The following is a 23,895-nucleotide window of genomic DNA, read 5'->3' on the forward strand; positions in this document are numbered from 1 at the left end:
TTTCTTCTTCTCCTACCCCAGCAAACCGTTTTTTAATAATGTGTCATAACAAGCATGTAACCACTACGCTTACCTCACACATCCTTGAAAATAAGCGCTATCATCCCCTGCCTCTCTTTCTAGCTGTATCAAGAAACAAAACATCAACATCATCATATAAGGTAAGCTGCGATTTAACATCGCCATATTTTAACCAGTTATAAATCATGGCTAATATCCGACTTTTTAGGGGGATATGCTTATTTTAACCTGAGTATGCTGAAAGCAAATTATTGGCTAAGAACAAGTTATAAACAATAAGTAGCCACTTTTACAAAAGAAAAAAAGCCTAGGCACAATGCCCGGCTCTCTATGTTCCAGTATTACAAATGTGTATGGAATCTTCTATCTCATCCCACTTTGAAAATATTCCCTCATACCTTCTTTGGCTTCTTCTATCGCAGGCAGCTCCAGCGTCAAATAAACTTGCAGATTGAAAAATTTAAGCAGCTGCGACAAATACATAAACACCTGCTCATTAGCAGCCCATATCTCCAAAGGAAGCAATCCCCTCTGTTCAACAATATTTATAAAACTGGCCACAGCTGCGTTAGGCATAAGAGACTGTTCCTCTAACGCTATATTCAGGATTTGTCCCGATCCCTGATCCACTATCATGAGCATCATTGGATAATACGGTTTGTCTCCATCTTTAATAGGAGTCGGTGCAAAGAAACAATCCATCTCCCAAATTCCGGCTGAGCCTTGAATACTCTTTTTAATTTTGGCTAATCGAAACTCGTCTATAGGATCAGCGGCTGGTATAGGAATATCATCAAGCTCCCTCGGCTGCTTCCATTCACTTGTCCAAGCCAGGCTACTATCCGATTTCATAGCAACTCTCGTAAGAAAAGCCTCATCCTCCCCTTCAATAAGAGCATCGGGATTGGATTTATATTCATTGGCAACTTCAATTGCCTGCTGCAGAACCAATGTTAAGAAAACGACCTGTTCTTGGCTCTTGATCGGCCATGGAACAAATCCGGGTTCGTACTCCCTGAAGGTGGGCCAGGATTTAGCCCCACGGAACGACAAGCCCAGCTCCTTAATCTGCTTCAGCTCATGCGGATGCAGCTCCTTGCGATCATCAAAAGAAAGCATCAGACAATGCTGGCTGTATAAAGGGTCTTCATCCAACTCCCCAGTCAACATACCAACGAAGGTTTCCAGTCCCGCAGTACCCAAATATACAGCCAGACCAAACATCTCACCACCATTGCCCATTACACAACAATACCCGATTTCGCCATCAACCGGATTTTCTACGCCGAATATATGTCCGTTAGAGAGCCATTCCCAACAGCCTACTCGCTTAAACTCCGCAGCAGCTTCATATAGTTGTTTCCATTGTTCTATTGAAGGTATCATCCTTTTACTCCTAATCGATAAATTTTTCCTGTTTATTTCATTATAACGGATAAGTATAGGATCTTACAAAAATCTACAAATAGAGCATGATGTCTTGCATACTGGATGATTTCCTTCGTTCCGAACATGGAGAAATTAAATAACCGAAGCGTCATAAGAGGTTCGGCTCAAAGGTATGAAGAGTATAAAAGTCGGCTTGGGCCATTGCTTTTCATAGTAACCAACTGCGCAGCCTCAGCATTTCTTGTAAATCCATTTGCTTTCCAATAAATTCCTGCTGACACTTTCTCAACTTAAATTAGTCTTTCGCCTTACTATATCTCAGGTTGCCGCTTTAAATCTGTATGGCTTATCACATAAACGTTAGTTTTTTCCAAATGATTTAAGAAAAGCTTCTTTTCGAAATCATCCCTATGAAGACATATGTGTTTTAAAAAGCAGCTTAGTATACAATCTACGTTGGTGCGTTCGAAAAAAATGGATCTGGGGATCCGGCCGCTGCTTGGGGAGGGATAGATGGATATGGGACTGAAGCCGCTGTTGAAGTCGTGTTCCTACGATAAGCAATCTTGCCACGATAAGAACACGTCTTGCACCAAAATCAAAACTTGACGAGGTAACGGGCAGATCTCACCATAACTAGCGGGAAATCCTCCAGTTAATTCCAGTCGATGAGCGAATATTTCACAAACAACTGGAATTGCTCCAGTTAATTCCAATCGTTTATTACATTTCAACTAAAAATCTCTATATTAGCATGAGTATTTCCAGGTAAGTTACTCAACAAGCATATAATGGATGAATTAGCTCCAGAAATTCCTGTTAACCTCTCCCTCTACGGTTGAGAAAATCCATTCATAAAATACTTTCAACTAAATAAGGGGTAAGCTCCCCTCACCCCAAAACCTATTAGTTCTGGCACAAAAAATGTCCAAGCCATGTCGGCCTGAACATCCTTTGTTCGCTCTTAGTTCTTCAGCAAATATTTTTCCAGATCGTCCAGCATCAAATTTGCTGAAACAATGCCACCAGATGAATTCCAAATCCCATCATACACCTTATGGACTTTTCCTTTTTTTACAACGTTCAGGTTATTCCAAAGCGGGTCCTTCTGCCACTCTTGCTCCGCTTTCACAGCCTCTCCCTTTTCGTTGTCATAGGTGAAATAAAACAAGATATCTCCTTCCATATCCGGAATTCTTTCCTTCGCCACATCATCGGCAAACTTGTTCTGATCCTGTACAGCTGGGCGCTTCAGCCCGATCTTTTTCAATAGAACTCCGGAGAATGTGTCATTATAGTAAATGCGGACGATCCCGCCCGGATTAAAACGCACGATAGATACCGCGGTATTGATTTTATCCCCCAGCTTAGTTCTGAGCCCGGATACCTTGCTCTCGAATTTAGCAAATTCGGCATCCCCTTCTTCCTTCTTATTCAACGCTTCCGCATATAGCTTGTAATTTATCTGCCAGTCTCCGTTAATCCGTTCCGAGAAGACCGTTGGGGCTATTCGGCTTAGCTGCTCATACACCTTTTCCTGCCTGAGTTTATTCCCAAGAATAAGATCAGGCTTCAAAGTGGCGATTAGCTCCAGGTTGGGCTGATTTTCATCCCCAATAATAGTTACATCCTTTAATTTCTCAGTAAGATGCTGATAAATCAGATCCATTCCCCATGCTTTGACGATCGCTATTGGCTTGATTCCAAGCGATAACGCAGCTTCTGTGCCTTCATTAGTTAGAACTACTACTCGTTTCGGAGTCCCTTTAATTGTTGTAGAACCCATAGCATGTTTTACCGTATATTCCTTCTCCGCATTCCCGACTCCGCCTGTCTTGGCTGCTTCTGTCGAAGACTGTGAGCCTATTGCAGACTTATCACCCGAAGTTGATGCTGGCTCCTGCTTAGCTTGCCCCCCTCCACAACCGGACAAAACAATCGCTAATGAAAGCAGCATACCGACTATTGTCGAGACCATCTTGCTCTTTTGACGCATTTTTAACTTCTCTCCCTTTTAATTGAAAATGATAATTGTTATCATAGAAGAGAATATAACATCTGCACTTTCTGGCATCCATGCCTCTATGTGCCCGTTTTCTTGTCTAATAGTATCCTTTATCTGAAATAACCCGGTAAGGAGATCCCGTACGATGACCGCATTATCCTTTAAAAATCGGAAGCTCTACCTGCTTTCATCTATCCGCCGAATTAATTTAACCAATAATAACACAACAAGATGCAGGACATCGCCCGCCCCAACGCTAGTCCTTTTCACCAAAGGAAACGTAAAGCTTAGCACAAATGACAATCTATGGTTCGCAGAGCCACTTCAATTATATTATTTCCCTTCAGGAATGCATGTTGAGGCTACTATTCAATCCGAAGAAGTGGATTACTATATGCTCATCATCAAACCATTAACCCTATCCCGGTCCAATAAGCAGTGGTTGTCATTCCTTTCTGCCGATGCGCCATCTATGCTTACAACAGGCCGTATTTCACTTCGTGATACCGAGCAAGCTTTGTTGAGATTCGAACGTCTATATGAAGCAAGCCACAACAGTTCAGACACTGGACATTTGGATTTACAGCTGCAAGAAATGCTGCATTTTATTGAAGGACAGTCCTTAGTTCAAGAGAATACTCAACCATCGGACAATGGAATCGAGTTGAGCATAGCCTATATGCAGCGGCACTTTCATGAGAAAATTAGCAGAGAGACCTTGGCCTCCATAGCCAATCTTACTCCAAGCTCCTATTGCCGCAGCTTTAAAAAAGCCAAAGGTTTGGCGCCAACCGACTATTTGAATCAAATACGCATCGAACAGGCAAAAAAACGATTAGCATCAGGCCATTCCATCAAGGAGGTTGCCGAATCGGTAGGTTATGGGAACGAATACTATCTCAGCCGGATATTCAAAAAAATCGCCGGAATTCCTCCGACTCTATATGTCAAAAGGAATTGCTTGAGAGTTGCCGTAGCTTCCCGCTTCGGTTTTCATGATAATCTGAACTCGGTCGGAGTTCGCCCGGTTGCTATGGTTGACTGCTATAGACATCCCGGACTGCAGGAAGCCGACTATGAACGGCGCCTGAAGACGCAGCTGGAAGAGCTAAAAATAGCGCGCCCGGACCTGATTATCGGAGATTATTCCCATCTCGAGCATTATGAAGCCTTCAAACGGATCGCGCCTACCTTCATCCTCGATTTTAATCTGGATTGGCGCGTACCTCATATGAAAGTTGCGGAGCTCGTAGGCCGTGAGAAGGAAGCACAGCAAACCTTTATTCAACTGGATAAAAAAATCACGGAGGCTCGTACCAGGCTGGATGCATCAGCAAATAACAAGAGCGTCGCTTTGCTGCAGATTATGCATGACCATGTTATGCTTCAGGGAACCGTTAATCACCCCCTAAACCAGCTTCTTTATACAGAATTGGGCTTGAAACCCGACAAGGCGGCTCCTATTAATAAAATGAGGCTTGAATTATTTCCGCAGGACGTTCCGAAGCTCACTGCCGATCATCTGTGGATTCGGATGTACATGGATCATACTGAGGTTGATCAAACGTTTGCTAAAATACGAAAGCTCGATTTCTGGAATTCGATTCCAGCAGTTCAGCATAATAAAATCAGGTTTATATCCAACTGGCTCATTATGAGCTGGACGCCTCAGGGAAGAAACAAAATCATCGATGAGGTTATCGAGCTGGTGGCTCCAGACGCTACATCCGGTTAAATCCCTGCTTAGCAGGGTTCTTGAGCCTGAAGCTTTCTCTAAGGCCAAACCTTGAAATGAATGTTCTCGCCTTATCACCGTTTACATATATACATAAAAGCTTATATTTCGCGTACGTGTATACCAAGAGAACTAGGGTCCTTTACCGAACTTCAGAAAATAGGCCTCCGTCCTACTCACATAACCCCCCGGGACTTGAATATATTTAGTAACAAGCACTTTTTTCAATCTGCTTCTATTTATGTCACACCGCCTGTTTTATCGACTGCACAAATCAAGCAAGCCCATTTTGTATGCTACTTACTATGTAGTCTTGCTTTCAACGCTTACGAAGCTAGCTTACCTACGAAAAGAAGAGCCCTCAGGAGGTGTCCCGCATGACAGAACCGCTGTTTATTGTATCCCGTGAGGATTGGTCCCTTCATCGCAAAGGTTATCAGGATCAAAACCGGCATCAAGAAAAAGTTCGCGACGCGATCAAACAAAACTTGCCGGACTTGGTTACCGACGAAAGCATTATCATGTCAGACGGCAAGCAAATCATCAAGGTTCCGATCCGTAGTCTGGATGAATATCGGCTTCGCTATAATTTCAATAAGAGCAAGCATGTTGGTCAGGGCGATGGAGATAGTCAAGTAGGCGACGTGCTGGGGGTGGACCCGACTCCTGCAAAAGGACCGGGTAAAGGAGAAGGCGCTGGCGACCAGCCTGGCGACGATTATTACGATGCAGAGGTGCAGATGGAAGAGCTGCAATCGATGCTGTTTGAAGAACTTGAGCTTCCTAATCTACAGCAGAAGGAAAAGGATATCCTGACCACCAAAGATGTCATTTTTAACGATATCCGTAAAAAAGGCATCATGTCTAACATCGACAAGAAACGAACTATTTTGGAAAATTTGCGCCGTAATGCTACGGCCGGTGTTCCCGGCATTCATGGCATCAATCCTGACGACCTTCGTTTCAAAACCTGGGATGAAGTTATTACCCCACAATCCAATGCTCTTATTATCGCTATGATGGATACGTCCGGTTCCATGGGCTCCTTCGAGAAATATATAGCGCGCAGCTTCTTTTTTTGGATGACGCGTTTTTTACGCACCAAATATGAGCATGTTGAGATCATTTTTATTGCTCACCATACAGAGGCAAAGGAGGTTACAGAGGAGGAATTTTTCACTAAGGGAGAGAGCGGCGGCACGATTTGTTCCTCGGCTTACCAATTGGCCTTAGAACTAATTGACCGGCGCTATTCTCCGTCCAGATATAACATTTATCCTTTTCATTTCTCTGATGGTGATAACTTGACTTCGGATAACGAACGCTGCGTTAAGCTCATCAACGAGTTGATCAAGCGCTGCAACCTATTCGGTTATGGAGAAGTAAATCAATACAACCGGAGCAGCACGCTAATGTCGGCTTATCGTAATTTACATGATCCCAAGTTTGTCCATTATGTTATTCGTGAGAAAGGCGAGGTATATAAGGCTTTGAAAACCTTCTTCCCAAGATCGGAAAGGGGAATCGCACGATGAATGCCGATGATATCAAAAAACTTGAATATGCTATAGCGGAAATTACCGAGGTTGCAGATGGATTTGGATTGGATTATTTTCCGATGCGCTATGAAATATGTCCTGCTGACATCATCTATACATTCGGAGCATACGGCATGCCTACCCGATTCAGCCATTGGAGCTTTGGAAAAACCTTCAACAAAATGAAAATGCAGTATGATTTTGGACTTAGCAAAATTTATGAGCTGGTCATCAACTCCGACCCTTGCTACGCCTTTTTGTTAGATGGAAACTCGTTAATTCAGAACAAATTAATTGTCGCGCATGTGTTGGCGCATTGTGACTTTTTTAAAAACAACGCCCGTTTTTCCAAAACCAACCGCAACATGGTCGAAAGCATGTCCGCCACAGCGGAGCGTATCCGTCAATATGAAATTTTGTACGGTACGGACGAGGTTGAACGTTTCATTGATGCCGTGCTTGCCATCCAGGAACATGTTGATCCTCTGATTTCGAAGCCTTATGATGCAGAACGATATGGTAGAAATATGGAAAAATCTCGTAAAACAGAGACAAAGGAACGCAAGCTGGGTTATGAGGATTTATGGGATTTGGATAATCCTACAGAGATAGATGCGCCACGTAAGCAGGAAGCAGTTAAATTTCCGGCTTCCCCGGACAAAGATCTCGTTTTGTTTATTGAAGAGCACGCCCCTTATATGACCGATTGGCAGCGTGACATCATGACGATGCTGCGCGATGAAATGCTCTATTTCTGGCCGCAGCTGGAGACGAAGATCATGAACGAAGGCTGGGCTTCTTACTGGCATCAACGCATCTTGCGAGAGCTGGATCTGACTGTGGAAGAAACCATCGAGTACGCGAAGCTCAATTCATCCGTAGTCGTGCCCTCCCGTCATAGCTTGAATCCGTATTACTTAGGGTTGAAAATCTTTGAAGATATTGAGAAACGCTGGGAGAATCCATCCGCTGAAGATCGGGAACGGTTCGGCATCAAAGGTGGCGAAGGCCGGCAAAAGATGTTTGACGTACGGGAGTATGATTCGGATATTTCCTTTGTCCGCAATTATATGACGAAAAAGCTTGTAGATGAATTAGACCTATATGTGTTCGAGAAAAAAGGCCCCGAGTGGAAAATTACGGATAAATCTTGGGAGTCTATCCGCGATCAGCTCGTCTATTCCCGAGTCAACGGAGGATTCCCCTACATTGTCGTCGAGAATGGCAACTACGATAAGAACGGCGAGTTGTACTTAAAGCATGCTTACGAGGGTGTTGAGCTGGATTTGAAATATGTAGAACGAACCATACCTTACATTCAACAGCTGTGGGGCAGAACCGTTCATCTGGAAACAATCCTGGAATCAAAGCAGGTACTATTCTCGTATGATGGCAAGAAGCATAACAGAAAGTTTTTGTAAGAGATAAGTCTCGGCTGTTTCCAATGAATCATTGGGAACGGCCTTTTCAAGTTCGGTTTACCAGCCATTGAGGTTCGCCTCTAGTCCGCGGGAGCTGTTTTATTTAGCGGTTTCTGCTAAAATAGGGTAAGAATCGAATTGGAGGTGCCAACCATGAAATGGGAAGAAGTTCGCAAAATTTATCCCGACCAATACGTGAAGCTACAAATCCTTACAAGCCATACGGACGGAAATACCAGATTTGTAGACGAGGTTGCCCTTATTCGAGCTATTCAGGATTCAACGGAAGCCACACGAGAATTGCTAAGTGCAAAAAATGGGGTCATTGTATCTCACACTTCAAATAATGAACTTAAAATTGAGTTGCGTACACTTCGAGGCTTGCGTGGGGTCGTGCAACATTAACTACCACCAATAACTGTATCCTGAAACTTATAAGTCTGCTAGATCTCCGTATTGCAATCGCGGGGGATCAAGCAGACTTTTTTACATGCCTGAACACGTCTGTTAGCTGAACGGGGGGCCTCCACTTGGCATAGAACTACAATAAAAATTAAACAATTTACTTATATCCATTATAGTGATACGATATGTATCTATAGTGAAAATTTACTAGTAATAGGGGGAAAGAGCTAAATATGCTTATAGTTGCCTCTTTATTGATTTCTTTTCTATTAAGCCTATTATTTACTCCTATCGCCAAAAATATTGCTATAAGATTTATGATACTTGATGTATCTAACACTAAGCTAAAAACACATAAAATAAATACGCCCTATTTAGGTGGGCTATCCATCTTTGCTTCTGTTGTGATTGCATCCGCCTTCGTTATTTTTTTGTTTAAACTTATGATTCCAATCGCAGTTTACGGCTTACTTATTGCGTGTTTTATCATAATTGCAGTCGGCTTTATTGATGATATTTATAATCTCCACCCGCTAACTAAAATTTTTTTTCAAATCATAGCAGCATCCTTGGCATGGTTAAGCGGAATTAGGATAACCTTGATCGGACTAGAGCATTTTGATAGTATTTTAACGATTATATGGATCGTCGGCCTTTCCAATGCTTTTAATCTGATAGATATTATGGATGGCTTAGCCTCAGGTGTGGCTGCTATTTCATCTATTTTTCTGTCATTAATCTGTCTGGAGCTTGGTGAAATCATGAATGCTTTGCTGCTTTTATCTATAGCGGGAGCATGCTGCGGCTTTCTGAAATTCAATTTTAATCCTGCGCAAATTTTTATGGGAGACACCGGCAGTTTATTTCTGGGATTCTTAATCGCATGTTCAACAGCTCACATGTTCCAATTCAAACCATATGGCGACATTGTAATTCCAGTTATTATCCTCGGAATACCAATATTTGAAACGATATTCATCTCTTTATTGCGTATAAAATCTGGAATCGCCCCATGGAAAGGTACTAAAGATCATTTTGCATTACGGTTAGTCAGACTGGGCTTTTCGGTAAAGCACACGGTACTATTAACTTATTTATTTTGCGCATTTCTAGGGTCTGTCACGTTAATTTTTTTCTATTTAGGCAGCTCCGTGCTGTATTGCTTCTTTGCCATCACCTTAATTTTGATCGGGATCGGATGGGTCTTAAGTAAAGTTGATATTAGCAATTCACAGCATTCTTAATGGAGGAAATATGGCCAAAATTGTATGTATTGTTCCATATTCTAAGTACTATATCAATTTTAGTTGGGACCTGTTAAAAGACATGAAACAAGAAGGAAATGAGATAGTAGCTTTAGCCGCGGATAATATCTTTCAACAGGAACTTGAAGCCATTGGAGTCACCTTAATAACAATTCCACTCAATAACACAGGTTTAAATGTATTTTATGATAGTTACAGCTTACATATATTGGTTAAACAACTTAAAAGTCTACAGCCGGACATCGTAATTTGTTATTCAATAAAACCTGTCCTTTATGGGACCATCGCCTCACGGTTGGCAAACATAAAAAGTACTTTCTCGTTCATAACAGGTATAGGGTATGTTTTTATAGGAAATACGGTTTTGCAAAAAAATCTGTTAATTATTGTGAAAATGCTTTACAGGCTCTCATTAAAATTTAGCAATAAAATATTTTTTGAAAACCCGGATGACCTGTCTTTATTTAAATCACTTAAATTAATTGGTAAAAGCAAAGATGCTGTAATTGTAAATGGTTCTGGCGTTGATATCCATAAATTCACCTACTCCCCTCCTAAAGCTAATCCGATTTCCTTCCTTGTTATTTCAAGAATCATATTCGACAAAGGTATCATTGAATTTATAGAGGCGGCCAAGCTGCTCAAACAAAAATACCCCCAAGCTAAATTTAAAATTCTGGGGCCATTTGTCAAAAGTCCTAGTTCAATAAAAAGAGAAACAATAAATGAATGGGTTAATCAGGGAATAATAGAGTATTTGGGTGAAACAACCGATGTACGTCCATTCATAGCTGATTCAAGTGTGTTTGTTTTACCCTCTTATCGAGAAGGCACTCCTAAATCGACATTAGAAGCAATGGCAATGGGATTACCTGTCGTCACAACAGATTCCCCGGGCTGCAGAGAAACGGTTGTAAATAACGTAAATGGTTTTTTGATTCCTGCAAAAGATTATGTAGCACTTGCTATGGCCATGGAGAAGTTCATTATGAACCCTGACATCATTCAAGCAATGGGCATAAAGAGCCGAGAAATCGCAGTTAGCAAATACGATGTCCGCAAAGTAAACCATTTTATAAAAAAAAGTATAGGGCTAGAATAGGGTGGGCGATACTGATGACTATTCATGTTATAGGAGCAGGAGTGACAGGATTATCATTTGCAAAGGCTTGCAGTGAAGAAGTTAATATACTTGAAGCATGTGAGAATATGGGCGGGAAAGCTCTATCCTATAAGGTGGAGACCAAAGTGGGCACCTTTGGATTTGATATAGGCGGTCACTGGTTCCATTATAAAAGCACACCTGCCGTATTAGACATCCTGGAGGGTCTTGAACTGCAAGCACATACTCGCAATGCGTTTGTATACCTGCACGAGCATTTTTTTAAGTTCCCTATTCAGCAAAGTTATATTGGACACCCCGACAAAAAATTTGTAAACGATGTTAAACAGGAGCTTCAATCGGCTAATAATTTCCAAGAATACAACAACTATGAAGAAATGCTTCTGCAATCCTATGGATTAACTTTATATGAGTCATTTTTTAAAGATTACAATTCAAAAATGTATGGTATTTATGATTTGTCTGTAATTGGCGTTGGAAAATTTGAAACCATCCGTAATGTTCGAACCCATAGAAATATCACTGGGTATAACGGCGACTTTCTATATCCAAAAGGAGATATAGGTGCGAGTGGAATTCCTTTTTTTTTAGCTGATAATTTGAAAATTAACTACAAAAAAAAGGTCAAGTCCATCAACATTAAAAATAAGACGATGGTCATTAATAATGAAAGAGTTTCATGGGACACCATTGTGTCAACCATTCCATTAAATTCATTAATCGGCATTATTAGTGATGTGGATGACCCTATTCTGGAGTTATCGAAGCAATTAAAATCGAGCAGAGGTATGATTTTGAATCTTGGGGTGAAAAAAACTCATCTGCAAGGTGATCTGAGCTGGGTTTATTTCCCCGACCCCGACCTCCATTTTTATCGTGTAGGTTTCTATAGTAATGTTGAATCCTCACTGGCGCCAATAGGGTATTGCTCTATGTATGTTGAGTGCTCTCCATTATTTTTTAGTAATAAAGAGGAAGCATTAGCCATCATACCGACAGTAATAAAGGAACTCATTGAAATCGGGTTTATCCGCAGTGCAGATGAGATCGTAACTACAAAAGCTTTTTATCTGGCTCAAAATTATTGCCTTCCTGATACATCAACGACAAAAGTTATTCATCACTATTTGGAGAACGCTGGAATCTACAGCATTGGAAGATATGGGAGTTGGCATTGGTCGAGCCAGCATGAGGATATGCAGCAGGCGTGGGACTTAGCGAATAAATTAGCTTTACGTGACCTGACTAAAGCCAAAAAATTCCCTCAAGCATTAGTTACTAAAGCGTTTTGAGTGAAGTACTACCCGATCAACTCCAGCTGTAACATCTTTGTAACCAACTGCTTACTATTATCACTTATACTGAGTACATTAACACAACAAGGAGGCAGTCATTATGAAACATTCATTCAAAATGCTCACATTAAGTATAACAGGCTGCTGCTTCATAGCAGCTTCGGCTACTCAGGTATCTTACGCAAGCAGCTTGCAGGAAGCAGTTGTCACCTCGGCAGCTACGGTTATCCCTATATCCGCATCATTAAATCAACAGCAAGGAATTAAGGTTACTGGTAAAGCGATTAAAGAACAAACTGCTGAATATCAGGCGGACATCATGATCCCGATCATTGAAGGAATGAAGGATACCCAATATCAGGATCAGCTTAACGATATCATTTCCCGCCAGGCCATGGAGGATTTGGCTAACATCAAGAAGCTCGCAAGCGATGCCGCGGTAAATGCACAAGAAGCAGGCTACGAAATGAGACCTCATACTTTAAATATCCAATATGAAGTTAAAGCTGATGGAGGAGCGGCCAATGCCAACCTTCTTTCGATCAAAATGACAACCTATACTTACACAGGCGGAGCAAACGGAATGCCGCGGATTGATACTTATAATGTGTTAAACGAAGCACAAGCTAAGCAGATCGAGCTGAAGGACTTATTAGGAGATAGCTATAAAGAGATCGTTAACGGGCATATTCAGCAGGAAATTGCCAAACATCCTGAAAACTTTTTCAAAGGCGAGGAAGGCTTCCAAGGAATATCGGATACACAAGCATTCTACATCGAGAAAGGGTCCGCGGTTATTCTTTTTCAAAAGTACCAAATAGCTCCAGGCTCGTCGGGTTCTCCTGAATTCCCTATTTCACTTAACAATAATACAAGCCAGGAGCAGCGTAACGTAAAAATAACAACAAAAACCGTAAAAGAGGACTCCGGCAATGTCACTTCTAACTTGAACATCCCGGTCTTCGATGGACTTAAGGATATAAGCTATCAAGCACAGCTCAATGATATTATCGAGCGGCATGCGATGGACGATCTGGATATTCTGAAGAAGCAAGCAAAAGCAGATGAGGCTAAAGCGACCGAATCCGGCATTAAAATGCGACCTTATTCGCTCACCATTTTGTTCGAGGTTAAAGCTGATGGAGGGGACGCTAACAGCAGCATGGTCTCTGTCAAAATAATAACCGATACCTACACAGGTGGGGCGCACGGAATACAGCGGGTGGATACTTACACATTTCGTGACGAGCCGCAGGCCTCCCCGGTTGAATTAAAGGATTTATTCGGAGACAACTACAAGGAGCACATTAATGAACAGATAAGGCAGCAAATAGCCCAGCATCCTGAGAATTTTTTCAAGGACAGCTTTAATGGAATTTCGGATACTCAATCCTTTTATATTGAAAAAGGCGATGCCGTTATTGTGTTCGAACCCTACGAAATAGCGCCGTATTCAACAGGCATCCCTGAATTCCGCTTAGCGCTGGTGAAAAATTCGAATGTATCCGCACCTGCCCGGCTAACGGTAGGCGGTACAGAGCTATCTTCCGTTGAGGCCTCAGTCTATATGAGCGATAATGGAACAACCTTAGTCCCTCTTCGCATCATCGCTGAGAGATTGGGTTATACCGTGAAATGGAATGAGGAAAAGCAATTAGTTGAAATCAATAAAGGTGCTCAATGGACTAGCCTGCAGGCAGGCAAAGATTCGTATATATTTAATAAAATGGCTCCGTTCCCGTTAGGCCAAGCTCCAGTGATCAAGGAAGACGGACTGATGTATGTACCCGTAGACTTCTTCTCCATGGTGTTAAAAGCAGAGGTTCAATCCGATTCCGGTTCCGTCAGCATTAAATAAGAAACCTATCGAGCAAGTAAAAGCCGTCTCATTAAAGGTAAATTCTCCTTTAGAGACGGCTTTCTTATTTGGCCAAGCCTTATTTCTTACCAGCTTTTGCATAAGCTTCTTCATATTCCTTGATCAGCTTGTCGCCGCCGGCTTTGCGCCACTTCTCCACTTCAGCCAGCCAGCCTGCTTCATCTATTTTACCCATGATATATTTGGTTTGCGCATCATTGATCATTTGCTCAAGCTCCTTGCCCCGCTCCGAATATGTCACGGATGATAAGGTTAAAGCCGGATTCGGTATCGCATAGTTGGCGTTTTCCATAGCTATCTTCGTCCCTTTTTCACCAAGCGGCGTATCCTTTAGAGAAGCAACATTATACCCCTCCAAATTAAGCAGATTATCACGGTAAGGCTTAACTTCACGCTGAAAAGCGTTGAAATCTTTAATTTCGACCTCATTGTTCTCCAGTTTGGTAAAATGCTTCCCTTCAATCCCCCGCATCTGCAAGGTCGACATCGGCTCATCCATCAGCTTATCAAGAAAAGAAAGGATCTTTTTCAGCTGCGTTTCATCCTTAATTTTGGACTTAGGCAGCAAATAGAACCCGCTATTGCCTGTTTCACCTGAAACACGAATTCCTCGCGGTCCAGTCATCGGCATCATATCGAATACACCGCTCGGAACCGTTTTGACAAGACGCTCCTGCATGCTCTTCGCGTTGCCTGTAACGGCGATCCGAACACCTGCCCTGCCGGAATCATATATTTTTTCAATTTCCGAATCATCAATTACTGCAAAGTCCGTATTCATCAGCTTTTCATCATACAGCCGTTTAAGAAGCTTCGTTACATCATTAAATTCTTTTGTCATAAAATCAGGCGTGAACTTGCCGTTCTGAACGGCCCATTTGTTGGGAGCGCCAAGGGCTACGGACAGGCGAGTCGTCAACGCTGCACTGCCTTCGTTATATTTTTTGGACAAAGCCATTCCATAGGTATCGTTCTTCCCATTCTTGTCAGGGTCATCCAAAGTCATTGCTTTGAGCACCTTGTACCACTCATCGACGGTTATCGGCGGCTTCATGCCCAAACTATCCAGCCAATCCTTGCGGTAAATAACCGATGCTCGTCCGATATCGCGATAGGTCGGGATGCCATATATTTTTCCATTGACCGAAATATTATCATAGTACTGCGGATTTTGGGCAGCCAAATTTTTGTAGTCTTTTAAATAAGGCCCGATTTCCCAAAACAATCCCGATTCAATAGCGCTAATAATGGTCGGAATATATTTCACCTTAAGCAAAGTCGGCATTTCATTCGAAGCAATCATAATATTTACTTTCTCATCATAGGCTGCATTGGGCAGCCATTGAATATCGAGTTTGGTATTCGTATAGCTCTCGATAGCCCGCTCCACTTCATTTCCTTTAGCTGGAATATCATTGACTTGCGTCATAGCTATACTGATGGCCAGAGGACCGCTATCCGCTGCAGTTTCACCGGCTTTCTTCGTATTCCCCTCTGAGCTTGCATGATTGCCGCATCCTGCTGTTAGGCTTGCTGTAAGCAGAGCAATGCCAATCATCCGCGCAGACCCTCTATTGAACCTCATTAATACAACCTCCTTCGGCAGCACGGAGTATAACCCGGCCAAATGACCCATATCAACATACATAGCCATATTTTATCATGTTCATGCTCCATAACCACAATTCCATTTATGCCAACAAAAAAGTCTCCATTCCATAGTCCAACTGGAACAGAGACACAAGTCGCTTTACAGCTAACGATTACTTTGACCTGGATGCTTCCTTATCTAGGAAAGGATAAATTTATAACCAACGCCATGCACATTAATAATATACTGGGGATTTGAAGGGTCAGGCTCGATCTTTTTGCGCAAATTGCTGACATGGACAATAATAGTACGGGTATCATTAAAGCTCTCCTGCCCCCAAATCTCACGGAAAAGCTCTTCATGACTAAACGTTTGACCCGGCCGCCCAGCCAAAAACTTCAATAAATCGAATTCTTTTTTGGACAATACGATCTCGATTTCATTTACTTTGACTGTTCTGCTCAGCAGATCAATATATAAAGCTCCAAACTCCAGTTTAGTTGGATGTGATGTTGGGTTATTAGAAAAATAAGGCCTGCGCAAATTCGCTTGAACTCGGGCAATTAATTCATTCGGGCTAAATGGCTTCGTTATATAATCATCGCCGCCTAGAGTAAGACCCGTTATCTTATCCTGCTCTTCTTTCTTGCAGCTCAAAAATAGAACAGGAACAGAAGTCTCCTGGCGAATTTCCTTGCATACTTCAAATCCATCTTTTCCGGGGAGCAGCACATCGAGAATAATCAGGTCAGGCTGCACAGTCCGAACCAGCTGAAGCGCCTCATCGCCACGATCCGCCAAGGCAACAGTAAACTTGTGCTTTTCCAAATATAATCGGATGACATCGCGGATTTCCGGATCATCCTCTACAACCAAAATAGTTTGTCCAGCCAATTTATATAGCACCACCATTACTTATTAATGAAAATATTTTCCATTCAAAGACCTTTTGGCGAGTAAATATTTATGTCTTAGCGGCAGCTTTTGTTACAATATCAGAATAGTTCAGCTCCACCACTGTGATTAGAATGATTATTATAAATCTTATTAATTTCGAGCTATTAGTTCAAGAATAGACAAATGACAGCAACTGGTCAAGAAGTTTGTACGGGAATTGTAAAGCAAATTTCGGTTCCGGCATTTAATACCGAACGCCCCACCCAAATTTTCCCGCCATGGGACTCGATAATTTCCTTGGATATGGACAATCCCAGTCCTTTCCCCCCTGACACCGAATTGCGTGATCTGTTGCTAGTGTAGAAACGGTCAAAAATAAACGGCATATCATTCTCCGTAATTCCAGCTCCTGTATCCGAAATCCGGCATAACATCTCCTTATCGCCATCATCGATCATCTCCACCTGGATCTCCCCGCCTGCCTGTGTAAATTTAATCGAATTATAAATAAGATTGGAGAAGACCTGATGGAGCCGTTCGACATCTACTTGAACTGTGGAGAAATTCCCGCTTTCTGCCGCATTGCCACTAATTATTAATTGGTAGCTGATACCAGCATTCCTCGCATCCAGCTCATACCGGGAGAATAGCGAATGAATTAAAGTCTCGGTAGTTAAGTAAAGCTTTTGAAAAGCAACCTGCCTGGCCTCTAATTGAGACAACTGAAATAAGTCCTCAATCAGCCTGCCCATGCCGAGCACTTTTCCATGAATCAGCTGAATATACTGCTTACGCTGCTCTTCCGTATCCACTATACCATCGAGTATAGCCTCTACGTAGCACTGAATCGTCGTAAGCGGCGTTCCCAAGTCATGTGAAATATTGCTTAAAAGATGGCTTCGCGATATTTCCAAACGGGACATCTCACTGTTTCTAACCATAAGCTCATCGTTAACCAGCTCCAGATCAGCTGTACGCTCTTTAATTTTGACACTCAAGCTGCTGTTCATCTGAGCCAATACTGCCGACATTTTCTCTTCATTGGAAAAAGCGCGCGAAAGCTTCATCGACAGCACACCTGACTGGCAAATAATAAAAAATAATAAGCCAAAACCGGATGCACGCCCTGTTGTACTTAGCCATTCGTTGGCGTAAATCATATCATTTATGATGGATACCGCAAATACGAAGCTGGCCACTAAAATAATGGAGCAGCCTGGCCTCTGTAGATACCATGCCCGCATCAGCACATAAAGTTCAAATACAATCGCGAATCCTAAAACTACGTGGAAGCTAAGTAAAAATCGTGAATAAACAATCGTAGGGCTTACAACTGTCAGCACAGTGTAACAGATTGAGATGAGAATAAAACATCGTTGAATTTTCCTGCTGCTTTCATTCGGAAACAATTCGCCGATGAATAGAACGAAAAAGGCTAACGCCAAATATGCGCTAATATACTCAAGCTTCAATTCGAGCTCCCATGGAAATGACGGAAATATCTTTAGAAGCACAATTTCACCTATCACAATAGTTCTGAGCGCAATCAATATACAAAATAATCCAAAATATAACGTAGAGCGATCATTTGATCGAATGGAAAATAGACCCAGATGATAAAGCCCCATGATCATCAAGCTGCCGAACAGCAGCATATCAAAGCCTACGCTGATTTCTTTTTGAGGAACGATTTGATCGAAAAGGCCCAATTCAAACGGCTGGCGCAGCCCTCCCTTCATATGATGGAAATTAGATACCTGAAGCAAAATTTCAATCTCTGAGCTATTCGAGTGGAAGCCTACTGTCTTGGTTGAATACATGGCGAAGGAATCCTCGTAGGAAGTTCCAACCTTACCCGCTTCTGCCAAAAGTTCTCCATTGATCCATAAACGATACGCTGACGTGATAAAGGGAACGCTCATTGCATAGGTGCGGCCGCTCGTTGGGAGCATCACCTTTAATCGGTAAGTCACATAGCCTGATCCCGAATAGGATTTAGAATTGATAGGCTGTCTATTCCACGAACCAGGAACAACAGCCATCTCGGGTGCTTGAATAGTAGTCTTGGCGGCAAAGCTTTCTGGCGTATACAGCTGTGCCCAATAAAACTCCCATTCCCCATTGAGTCTCAAGCTTCCCTTTTCTTTAAAATTCCAATCCGCCAAATTCATAACGCCCTGAGAGGCCTTGGGGGAATTTCCCTTGAGCCATTCCTCTGGTTTACCCTGAATCTCAGGCAGTGTAAGCACTGCCACTATCATTAAGAGGAAGAAGAGGAGTATCCAACCACTAAGCTTACTCTTAATCCATAACACTCGAGCTAATCCTCCTTTTGAACCATGTATAGATCGATCCCTACGGCGATAGCTTCCGCCAACTGCAGCTGATAATCCGGATCGGACATGTCTTCATCCTCCGAAGGATTTGTCATGAAGCCCATTTCAACTAGCACAACGGGTACCGTTGACCAGTTGAATCCTGTTAAATCTTTTCGCGGCTGCAACCCTCTTGATGAAGCGTTCGTACCAGCCTTCAAAGCTCCTAATATCGATTCAGCAGCAAGCAGGCTATCCGCCTGAATGCCTCGGGTTACACTAACCGATTTGTCAGGATAAAGCACGGAATAACCCTTGGCTTTGGCCGAGTCATTGCCATCGGCATGAATCCTTACAGCCAACCGTGCATTAGCAGCATTCGCCATCTCGGCCCGTTCCACGTTGCTGAGATTCACTTCATGATCCTCACGGGTCATTAATACCTCGAACCCCCGCTTGATAAGAGCTTCCTTCAGCAGCAATGCCACCTCCAGGTTTAACACATATTCCGGTTTCCCCGTAGAAACGCCTGTTGTTCCTCCTGTAACCCTCGCCTTCGTTGCACTGGAATCCGGGGAGATCGGCTCCTGCCTGGAATCCCCCTTGCGCTGGTGACCGGGATCCAAGTATATCAAGCCGCGAGAGACTGCTGCTTCATTCGCCGGATTCGCCGGATTCGCCGAATCCTTCTCTGATACAGGCACTGCTGCTTCCGGGATCGTCTCCGACTCCTGTGATTTTTCCAGATTGAGATTCGCAGGAACAGAAGGAGTAGAAGCTTGAATACTTGACGGCATAATAGCAGCTGCAACAGGCACCTCGCGACCTCTGCTTAAATCCTCCTTCACTGAGCTGGGCTGATGGGCATAAGTGAGCGCAAAAAAGGCTACTGCGGCGGCGACAATTGCAGTGATACCACTTGCATGCAGTTTTTTCAAAGTATGCATCCCTCCTGGATGTTATATTGTGGAATTCGTTACATGCAGAATAAGCCCGCAGATCGGGTGTCTCTGCGGGCTCTTCGGTGTGTGTTACGATCTGCTGTAGTTCGTTAGTGGTAATTCTGCGGTTCGCCTGCTCCCTTTATACTTTAACCAATAAAGGCTTCAGTTCCAATGGATCCATCGGCTTGCTGAACAAGTACCCTTGTCCCTCCGTACATTGCTGCTCCCTTAAAAACTGCAGCTGCTCCTCATTCTCCACCCCTTCTGCAATGACACTGAATCTTAAATTCCGTGCCATCGAGATGATCATGGAAATGATTTCTGCATCGTCACGGTCATGCATCACATGAGCGACGAAGGATTTATCAATCTTTAATGAATCAATGGGAAACTTTTTTAAGTAGCTTAATGAAGAGTACCCTGTGCCGAAATCATCAATGGATATTTTAATGCCCAAGCTTTTTAAATCGTGCAGCTTGGTGATGACTAATCCTTCGTTAAACATAGCCACACTCTCGGTTATCTCAAGGTCCAAATATTGGGCTGGCATGCCGGTATCATCCAAAATACGCGCTATAACATCCACCAAATTTTGCTGTTGAAACTGACGAGCAGACAAATTAACAGCAACCCTCATTGGTGAGAGCCCTGCATCCAGCCATTCTTTATTTTGCAAGCAGGCTTTCCGGAGAATCCATTCCCCTATCGGTACGATCATTCCATTTTCTTCGGCAAGCGGCACAAATTCTGCTGGCGATACGTTGCCAAGCTCGGGATGGGACCAACGCAGCAGCGCTTCCATGCCTGTAATTTTGCCTGAATCCAGATCGACCTGCGGCTGATAATGAACCGACAGCTCCTGCCGCTCCAACGCTTTGCGAAGACCTTTCTCCAGCTCCACCTGCTTGGTCATCCGCTCATTCATATCCGATGTGTAGAACCTGTAATGATTCCGCCCCTGCTCCTTGGCCAAATACATAGCCGTGTCGGCATGCTTCACCAACGTCTCCACATCGGTACCGTCAACCGGAAACATACTAATTCCCATACTCGGTGTAACATAAAACTCATTGCCTTCAAGTACAAACGACTTCGAAAGCTCGTCAATCAGCAGCTGCGCAGTCAGCATAGTCTCTTCTCTATCTGAATCTGGCAGCAGCAATACGAATTCATCGCCTTCTATCCGTGAAACGATATCATTCGAACGGATATGCTGCAATAGCCTTCTTGCTACAGCCCGCAGCAGATCGTCCCCTTTGGTATGGCCGAACATATCATTGATGATTTTAAAGCGGTCCAAGTCAAGAAACAAGACAGCCGCCGTTGGTTTCTCATGTCGACTGGATTGATCCAGAGCATTGCTGCACAGCTCTTTAAACAGTAGTCGATTGGGTAAGCCCGTCAGAAAGTCATGGTGAGAATAAAAATCGATCTGTTTACTTTTGCTCATCAGCTCATCTTGGTATTGATGCATCTGCTGGCGGATAAAATCGATATGTTCAGCGACCGCATCCAGCTCGTCAATTGGCCTGCCCAGCTTTTCACCTTGCAGCCTCTTATTCAGTCCACGGATAGGCCGTACTAAATATTCAGCCATACAATAGCCGATAATCAAGGCTGGGGGTACTATCGCAATAGATAGCAGGTAAGGGGAAAATCCCGCATCCAAGGCTAGTGCTGCAAGCCTGTGAAGCAGGATATCGTTCATAGCTATCAGCAGCAGAACAGCCGATGTAAACAAAGCAATAATTTTATTTCTAAACGACATTGCAAAATGCCTCCTATGTTGTAGCTTTTCCCTTTGTCCGGCATATTCAACGCCTTATTCATTTTCGACATCATGTACTAGAAATCACGCAAGTTCGTCACGCTTGGAATAATTCGCCACAGCTTGAGTAAATCCTTCTTTTTACCTAGACAAATCGCTCCTCTCCACCGTACAAGAAGAAAAAGATCCTGCTGCTGCACAAGGAGAGGGCAGCACAGGATCCTTTTTTGTATGGTAAGAGATGCTTCAAGTGAGCCATGAGGCCTACTTGCTTTCAAACGACAGCGCAGTATCCACAAAACCGTCTTGCGGCTTAATAAGGGCCAAATCCGTTTTTCCATTCCCGTCCAAGTCAACCGTAATTAGCTTCGAGCCCGGGCTTCCCCAAGGGCCGAATACAGATAGCAGCTGATACTCGTCTGTTCCCTTTAAGAGGTATACGGTAAATCGTTTGAGCTCGGAATTCCAACGCAATATGTCCTCTTTCCCGTCTCCGTTGAAGTCTCCGAAACGAATTTCCCCATCTTCATTAGGAATATTCAACTCAACCTTCTTGAGCTTCCATGACATAGCAGCTTGATCCAAGCTAAGTTCAAGTCCGTTGACCGCACCCGATCTTGCATAAAACAGCGACTTGGTCCCATCTTCTTGCGTACGGAGCTGCATCTCGTTTTTCAATTCATTTTTAAATTTGTAGGGCTTGAGCGGCTTGATTCCCCCGTCCTTGTTCACATAATACCCGAACAAATTCAATCGATCCAATGATAATCCAGCGATAACTTTATCTCCGCCACCCATTGGAATCACATATAGATTAGCATAGCTGCGGGGTGCTATCTTCCATTCTTTCTGGAGCTTAAATTGACCGTTCTCCGAGTCGTACCGCTGCAGCAGGCCGATTGGATCCATGATCCATAAGCCATTCCTCTTCCCCTCTGCAGCAGCTTTGTCTTCCAATGCTGCTGCAGCTCCGTTCCTGTAAGGTACATTCGCCCACACGGAAGATGCTGCCTGAGCATCATTGCGCATACCTTTGTATGAGCCGGGTGTCACCGTAATGTTTCCGTTCTTGGAATCCCAATTCACTATATCGCTCTGTCCGTCTCCAGTAACATCCCCAAGAAGCAATTTATCCTGCAAACTTCCCGGATTGATCTGAATGCTTTGCGATGGAGTGAAAGGAATATAATCCTGAATGGAGTAGAATTTATAACCTTTTGCCTTTAATCCCAATACAAGCTTTTGCAGCAAGCTTTTATCCTGTGCGGGATAACGGAATTCCGGCAAACCGTCTCGTACTACCGGCTCGCCCTCATCATTGGTTACCGGTACCAGATACTTAAAATCAAGAAAAGGATGATAGAAAAAAGAGCTGATATTATTAGATTTGCCCACACGGTCGATAATCAATTTCTCATCTTTGTTATAAGGAATATAATCAAAAGGTGTTGGGATATAAGCAGCCCCTAGCGTTGGAGCGCCGTAACCTCTGTTACGCTCATTTACATATTGGGCGACCGGTGTATTGCGGTCCGTTTGCACATCTGCCTGATAATGAAGTCCAAAGTAGTTACGGAACAGCTGATCCTGCTCCGGTGTGGATCGGTAGTGCGGCGCCTCCCAGAACTGCGGCTTCAGTCCTGCATTCTTAAAGATCGCCAGTCCTGCCTTCAAGCGCGGCTCAGCGAAAGAAGCCGTCAGCGTCTCATCAGAGCCTGGCACATTAAACTCATTGCCAATACCTGATTCTTGATGCCCGTCATCTCTTCGTACATTCCCGACCTGATGGGTGTATCCATGCATCCCAAGAGTAGCTCCGGCTCCGACAGCCTGCTTCAAAACCTTCTGGTATGCTTCTACATACGTATTTCCAGTTTGATCTAGTGAGACATCGTACCGAGCTCCATCTGCCGAAACATCTACCCAGCGAGGGATGACTGCCAGATGGTAATTAACGTGCTGCTCACGCAAATATTCCAGTACCGCCCGCAGCTTACCAAGCTGTTCCATAGATCCATACTGCCCGCCCGGGCCGATATCCTCGAGCCGCATAAGCACAAAGCGAGGATTACTGGACTCGCCTTCAACTGTGATAATATGGTAAGCAGTGAACAATACGCATACAACTAATGCAGATAAAACGAATTTCAGCCATTTCAATTTAATTAAGTATGTCACAGTATGCCGGCTCCCTTCTGGCTGTCTAAAAGCGACAAATTTAAAGCGTTTACATTTTAGTTAAACTACGATGATTGTACCAAATTTTCTTTGCTCCGAACATCACTTTTTTAAAATAAAATAAAG

Annotated in this window: 16 protein-coding genes; 8 read left to right on the forward strand and 8 right to left on the reverse strand. The window is 43.3% G+C overall.

Translation table 11 applies throughout. The features are described 5' to 3' along the window. Positions 1–384: 384 nt before the first annotated feature. Both ACFQ0C_RS30040 and ACFQ0C_RS30045 read right to left on the reverse strand, forming a co-directional pair. Positions 385–1,407 (reverse strand): DUF7309 domain-containing protein, encoded by a 1,023-nt coding sequence (locus ACFQ0C_RS30040; RefSeq protein WP_379372246.1) that lies wholly within the window; start codon positions 1,405–1,407, stop codon positions 385–387. A 967-nt stretch (positions 1,408–2,374) separates the two neighbouring features. Further along, on the reverse strand, positions 2,375–3,406 hold the full coding sequence (locus tag ACFQ0C_RS30045; RefSeq protein ID WP_379372248.1) for an ABC transporter substrate-binding protein: 1,032 nt from the start codon (positions 3,404–3,406) through the stop codon (positions 2,375–2,377). Positions 3,407–3,560: 154 nt separating this feature from the next. Here ACFQ0C_RS30045 and ACFQ0C_RS30050 point away from each other — a divergent pair, with 154 nt between their 5' ends. The 8 genes from ACFQ0C_RS30050 to ACFQ0C_RS30085 all read left to right on the forward strand — a co-directional run bounded on the left by ACFQ0C_RS30050 (position 3,561) and on the right by ACFQ0C_RS30085 (position 14,055). Beyond that, complete coding sequence (locus tag ACFQ0C_RS30050; protein ID WP_379372250.1) at positions 3,561–5,150, forward strand: helix-turn-helix domain-containing protein; 1,590 nt, start codon at positions 3,561–3,563, stop codon at positions 5,148–5,150. 377 nt (positions 5,151–5,527) lie between these two features. Continuing rightward, a complete protein-coding gene (gene yhbH / locus ACFQ0C_RS30055) occupies positions 5,528–6,685 on the forward strand; it encodes a sporulation protein YhbH (protein ID WP_258214921.1) in 1,158 nt (385 codons plus the stop codon). Beyond that, positions 6,682–8,109 carry a SpoVR family protein gene (locus ACFQ0C_RS30060; protein ID WP_258214922.1) on the forward strand — a complete coding sequence of 476 codons (1,428 nt, stop codon included), beginning with the start codon at positions 6,682–6,684 and terminating at the stop codon, positions 8,107–8,109. Before yhbH ends, ACFQ0C_RS30060 begins: the two co-directional genes overlap by 4 nt. Before the next feature lie 153 nt (positions 8,110–8,262). After that, entirely contained in the window at positions 8,263–8,514 is a 252-nt protein-coding gene (locus tag ACFQ0C_RS30065; protein WP_379372253.1) for a hypothetical protein, read from the forward strand. A 233-nt stretch (positions 8,515–8,747) separates the two neighbouring features. Further along, the gene (locus ACFQ0C_RS30070) at positions 8,748–9,758 is read left to right on the forward strand and encodes an MraY family glycosyltransferase (protein ID WP_379372255.1); all 1,011 of its coding nucleotides are present in this window, start codon (positions 8,748–8,750) and stop codon (positions 9,756–9,758) included. 10 nt (positions 9,759–9,768) lie between these two features. Beyond that, positions 9,769–10,881, forward strand: coding sequence for a glycosyltransferase family 4 protein (locus tag ACFQ0C_RS30075; protein ID WP_379372257.1), 1,113 nt, complete (start codon positions 9,769–9,771; stop codon positions 10,879–10,881). A 14-nt stretch (positions 10,882–10,895) separates the two neighbouring features. After that, a complete protein-coding gene (locus tag ACFQ0C_RS30080; protein WP_379372259.1) occupies positions 10,896–12,194 on the forward strand; it encodes a protoporphyrinogen/coproporphyrinogen oxidase in 1,299 nt (432 codons plus the stop codon). A 103-nt stretch (positions 12,195–12,297) separates the two neighbouring features. Next, positions 12,298–14,055 carry a PdaC/SigV domain-containing protein gene (locus ACFQ0C_RS30085; RefSeq protein WP_379372261.1) on the forward strand — a complete coding sequence of 586 codons (1,758 nt, stop codon included), beginning with the start codon at positions 12,298–12,300 and terminating at the stop codon, positions 14,053–14,055. A gap of 79 nt (positions 14,056–14,134) precedes the next feature. Here the strand turns inward: ACFQ0C_RS30085 and ACFQ0C_RS30090 are convergent, their stop codons facing one another. From ACFQ0C_RS30090 to ACFQ0C_RS30115, 6 genes are all read right to left on the reverse strand, one after another. Then, positions 14,135–15,661 (reverse strand): extracellular solute-binding protein, encoded by a 1,527-nt coding sequence (locus ACFQ0C_RS30090; protein ID WP_379372263.1) that lies wholly within the window; start codon positions 15,659–15,661, stop codon positions 14,135–14,137. Between the two features lie 204 nt (positions 15,662–15,865). Beyond that, positions 15,866–16,561, reverse strand: a complete 696-nt coding sequence (locus ACFQ0C_RS30095) for a response regulator transcription factor (RefSeq protein WP_258214930.1) — start codon at positions 16,559–16,561, stop codon at positions 15,866–15,868. Positions 16,562–16,761: 200 nt separating this feature from the next. Further along, positions 16,762–18,879 carry an ATP-binding protein gene (locus tag ACFQ0C_RS30100; protein ID WP_379372266.1) on the reverse strand — a complete coding sequence of 706 codons (2,118 nt, stop codon included), beginning with the start codon at positions 18,877–18,879 and terminating at the stop codon, positions 16,762–16,764. 5 nt (positions 18,880–18,884) lie between these two features. Next, on the reverse strand, positions 18,885–19,817 hold the full coding sequence (locus ACFQ0C_RS30105) for an N-acetylmuramoyl-L-alanine amidase family protein (protein WP_379372268.1): 933 nt from the start codon (positions 19,815–19,817) through the stop codon (positions 18,885–18,887). A gap of 145 nt (positions 19,818–19,962) precedes the next feature. After that, complete coding sequence (locus ACFQ0C_RS30110) at positions 19,963–21,591, reverse strand: putative bifunctional diguanylate cyclase/phosphodiesterase (RefSeq protein ID WP_379372270.1); 1,629 nt, start codon at positions 21,589–21,591, stop codon at positions 19,963–19,965. 264 nt (positions 21,592–21,855) lie between these two features. After that, on the reverse strand, positions 21,856–23,769 hold the full coding sequence (locus ACFQ0C_RS30115) for a DUF2334 domain-containing protein (protein ID WP_379372272.1): 1,914 nt from the start codon (positions 23,767–23,769) through the stop codon (positions 21,856–21,858). Positions 23,770–23,895: the final 126 nt, after the last annotated feature.

The organism is Paenibacillus sp. GCM10027630 (assembly GCF_042676305.1).
Classification (GTDB): domain Bacteria; phylum Bacillota; class Bacilli; order Paenibacillales; family NBRC-103111; genus Paenibacillus_S.